The sequence below is a fragment of the Mesorhizobium sp. M1A.F.Ca.IN.020.03.2.1 genome (assembly GCF_004023205.1).
Classification (GTDB): Bacteria; Pseudomonadota; Alphaproteobacteria; order Rhizobiales; family Rhizobiaceae; genus Mesorhizobium.
The window spans coordinates 1-4068 of sequence record NZ_RZSV01000351.1 but is presented as its reverse complement, the minus strand read 5'-3'; the positions used below and the strand labels follow the sequence as shown (position 1 = coordinate 4068).

5 protein-coding genes are annotated in these 4068 nt (G+C 63.7%); 1 reads left to right on the top strand and 4 read right to left on the bottom strand.

The genetic code is table 11. The features are described from left to right. Positions 1–898 (top strand): alanine dehydrogenase (ald, locus tag EOA79_RS30310; RefSeq protein WP_128293585.1); only part of this gene is annotated, 898 nt, incomplete at its 5' end. 509 nt (positions 899–1407) lie between these two features. Here the strand turns inward: ald and EOA79_RS30305 are convergent. From EOA79_RS30305 to EOA79_RS30290, 4 genes are all read right to left on the bottom strand, one after another. Then, the gene (locus EOA79_RS30305) at positions 1408–1875 is read right to left on the bottom strand and encodes a DUF1203 domain-containing protein (protein ID WP_127335081.1); all 468 of its coding nucleotides are present in this window, start codon (positions 1873–1875) and stop codon (positions 1408–1410) included. Between the two features lie 366 nt (positions 1876–2241). Further along, positions 2242–2805 (bottom strand): GNAT family N-acetyltransferase, encoded by a 564-nt coding sequence (locus EOA79_RS30300; protein WP_128293583.1) that lies wholly within the window; start codon positions 2803–2805, stop codon positions 2242–2244. A gap of 5 nt (positions 2806–2810) precedes the next feature. After that, positions 2811–3662, bottom strand: coding sequence for a 3-mercaptopyruvate sulfurtransferase (gene sseA / locus EOA79_RS30295; RefSeq protein WP_095825443.1), 852 nt, complete (start codon positions 3660–3662; stop codon positions 2811–2813). A 46-nt stretch (positions 3663–3708) separates the two neighbouring features. Further along, positions 3709–4068 (bottom strand): alanyl-tRNA editing protein (locus EOA79_RS30290; protein WP_164894015.1); only part of this gene is annotated, 360 nt, incomplete at its 5' end.

Here is a 4068-nt window from a genome sequence, read left to right as displayed (position 1 = left end):
GGTCAAGGAGCCGCAGCCCAACGAATGGGTGCAGCTGCGCGACGGCCAGATCCTCTACACCTACCTCCACCTCGCCCCGGATCCGGAGCAGACCAAGGGCCTGCTCGCTTCGGGCGTCACGGCGATCGCCTATGAGACGGTCACCGACGACCGTGGCGGTCTTCCCCTGCTCGCACCGATGTCGGAAGTCGCCGGCCGCCTGTCGATCCAGGCCGGCGCGACCGCGCTGCAGAAAGCCAATGGCGGCCGCGGCGTGCTGCTCGGCGGCGTTCCCGGCGTGCTGCCCGGCAAGGTCACCGTGCTCGGCGGCGGCGTCGTCGGCCTGCATGCTGCGAAGATGGCTGCCGGCCTCGGCGCCGACGTCACCATCATCGACCGCTCGATCCCGCGCCTGCGCCAGCTCGACGACATTTTTGGCGGCCGTGTCCATACCCGCTACTCGACCGTCGAGGCGCTCGAAGACGAGTGCTTCTCGGCTGACATCGTCGTCGGCGCCGTGCTGATCCCGGGCGCTGCCGCACCCAAGCTGGTCACCCGAGAAATGCTCTCCGGCATGAAGAAGGGCTCGGTGCTCGTCGACGTCGCCATCGACCAGGGCGGCTGCTTCGAGACCTCGCACGCCACGACCCATGCCGACCCGACCTATGAGGTCGACGGCGTGATCCACTACTGCGTCGCCAACATGCCGGGCGCGGTTCCGGTTACCTCGGCACACGCGCTGAACAACGCCACCCTGCATCACGGCCTGCAGCTCGCCGACAAGGGCCTGAAGGCGCTGGTCGACGACCATCACCTGCGCAACGGCCTCAATGTCCACAAGGGCAAGATCACCAATCGTGCCGTCGCCGAAGCGCTGGGTTACGAGATGGTCGAACCGAAGGCGGTGCTGGCCGCTTGAAACTATTTGTCACGTAATTCCGGACGGTACCGCTGCTACAGACCTTTCCTGGAATTGCCCTCGATAAAAGCTTCCTTCTGTCGCCCGCCGGTTCTTCCGGCGGGCGTTTTTTATCGTGTTTCCAACCGGTCCTTTGCGGGAAGAGTCCGGGCAACAAAAAAGCGGAGCCAGCGCCCCGCTTCCTCGATGTTGCGATGTGCCGCCGGTCCATCCGCGGTCGGCCATCGATCAACGACCGCCCTTCTAGCGCGGTTATGCGACGGGAGTACGACAGTTTGCGGGGGCATGCGGGCCGCCGCTCAGCCATGCGAGCGAATCCGGTGCCTCTTGTGTGAAATGCTTCACATTCGGGACCCGAGAAACCTGCCTAGAGAGATTTCGCTACCTGATGGCTACGGTCGCCCTCGGTTCCGGTGAAAACCGGCCCCGCCGGCGGCTCGGGCCGAAGGCTTCTGTCACAGACTTCCAACGGCCCGCCAGACCACCGGCGGGCATTTTTTTGCCGGCGATCAAGCTCGTTCGATGCGGCACTGGTAGCAATTGTTCCGTGCCGAACGGACGTGAATGTAGGCTATGTCGTCGCGCTCGAACAAAGTCTCGGCGCGGGCCGCGATATCGCCGGTCGGAACGACGGCGCCGCTGCCGTAGACGATGCGGTCGTCCTTGCCATAACCGCGCACTATGTAGTCGCTGCTTTGGAGCATCTCAGGCAGTGCATCCGCCTCCGCGGCGCGTTGGCATTCGTCCGCATGCAGGAAGATCGGTCCGGTCTCCGCGTAAGGCTGAAGCTGCGGGAACGGCCGGTAGGCGAGGATGAGATAGCTATCGCCGGTTGCGACGTTCTTCATGCAATGCCGGCACGGCACGCCATCGCCGTCCGAAATCCTTCGCTCTGGCGTGTGGCCGTAAGCGTCGGGCCCTCCCCGCTGTAAGGCGCGCACGGCTTCGGTCGGCAGGGCTTTGAACTGGATGCTCATGGCAAAATTCTCCGGTGTCCTTGGCCGGAAACTATGACGAGCCGACAGCGTCTCCCACCCGATTCCTGCCAAGCGCTTCGTGCGTCGCTCGAAGCGCAGTATCGAATTACGAACCCGAAATCACGATACTAGACTTATCGGACTCGCCATGGACCGCGCTCCGCGCCATGATGATCGCAGAAGAAGGGTGCGGCGCGCGGCCGGCTGAGGTCGGGCGATGATCCGAGCATGATACGGCCCGCAGCGACGATCCGGACGACCAAGGCGCCCCGCTGGGCTTGCATCGACACGTGGCTGCCGAGGGCCAGCCGCCGCCGGTTGCGTAAGCGGCATCGAGGCAGCCGACTGCGCCGCGCTTCCCCTTAGCTACGGCCGCATGACGCTTGCGGAGCGCTCGGCGAAGGTCAGCGGATGCACGACCTCTTTCTTCTGCGCAACCGGCGTAAAGCCAAGCTTCTGGTAAAGCGGCAGCGCCGCCGGGTGGTCGAGCGTGCAGGTCTGCACGGTGATGCGCTTCGGCCCATACGACCATGCAGCCGAGATGGCCGCTCCCAGGAACCAGCGGCCGATACCCTGGCCGTGAGCATGTTCCATCATACCGAAATAGGCGAGTTCCACTTCCTCGGGCAGATGCGGCTTGAGGTCGAAGAAGGCGGCGGGAGAGCCGTCGAGGTAGAGCACGCTGATGTCGCGGTCCTCACGATGCAGGCCGGCGGCCAGTTCCTCGTCGCTCAGTCTAAGCACGTTGACCCAGTGCCATTTGCGCCCGACGCGATCCATCAGGTAGCGGTAGAAATGCAGCGGAATGTCCTTGGTCCTCAGCAAGGCGATCTGCCGGTTGTAGGGCAGCGGGGGAGATGAAGCCGGCGGTGCGTGCATTTCGAGGAATGTGACCGTGACATCGATATCCTTCGGTCCAGCGTTTTCCATCGCCGTCATTCCTTGCCCGTCACCACGGGAGTGTCGCTCAGCCCACCCCATTCGGTCCATGAGCCGTCGTACAGCCTGTTGTCGGTATGGCCAAGCGTCTCCAGCGCCAACGTGATCGCCGCCGCGGTGATGCCAGATCCGCACGAGGTGACGACCGGCTTTGTAAGATCGATGCCGGCCTCCTCAATGACCATGCGCAAGCGGTCCTTGGGTAGCAGTTCGCCATTCTCGGCAAGCGCGGCAACCGGAACATTGCGAGCGCCCGGCATATGGCCGGAACGGACGCCGGGACGCGGTTCGGGATCGGTGCCGGCGAAACGCCCGGGTGAGCGCGCATCGGCGATCTGGCTTTCTCCGCTTCCAACGATCCGGCGCATTTCGTCGAGGCTGACAATCCGGCTTGCATCGAAATCGGCATAAAAGACGCAAGGTGCGATCCGGGTCTGCTCCGCCGTTACCGGCCGCCCTTCCGCCTTCCAGCGGTCGAAGCCGCCATTCAGGATATAGACCTGGAAGACGCCCATGACGCGGAACATCCACCAGGCGCGCGGCGCCGAGAAATAGCCTGGACCGTCATAGATGACGATCGTGTCGTCGGCCGAAACACCCATCGAGCCGACATATTGCGCGAAATAGTGGGGCGACGCCAATGTGTGCGGCAGCTTGGAATCCGGGTCCGAAACGGCGTCCTGATCGAGGAAGCGAGCACCGGGGATATGGGCGTCGTCATACTCGGCGCGGGCGTCGCGTTTCTGCGCCGGCAGGTACCAGGACGCGTCAATGATGGTCAGTCCTGGCGTTCCCAACCGCTTCTCGAGCCAATCCGCGTCGACGATGAATGGGCTGTCTTCGGCCATTTTTCCTCTCCTGCCCGCTCCTGGCGACTTTGGTAGGTGTTGCTCGTCAATTCGCCGGCATCGGCCCGAAGCGGATGCGGAAGCGCCGGTTCTCGCGGCCCTTCTTTTCGATCTTGCCGATATGGATCTCGCCGATTTCGCCGGTGCTCTTCACATGGGTGCCGCCGCAAGGCTGACTGTCGATTGAGGCATTCTCGCCGATGCAGACCAGGCGAATCCTGCCGGTGCCGACGGGCGGCCGCACGTTCTTCGATTTGACAAGCCCGGGATTGGCCGAAAGTTCCTCGTCGGTGATCAGCCGCGTGAAGACGGGATGGTTGGCCCGCACAAGCTCCATCAACCTCGCTGTCACGTCCTCCTTGCTGAAGCCGGCATCGGGAATGTCGAAATCGACGCGGCTGTCGTC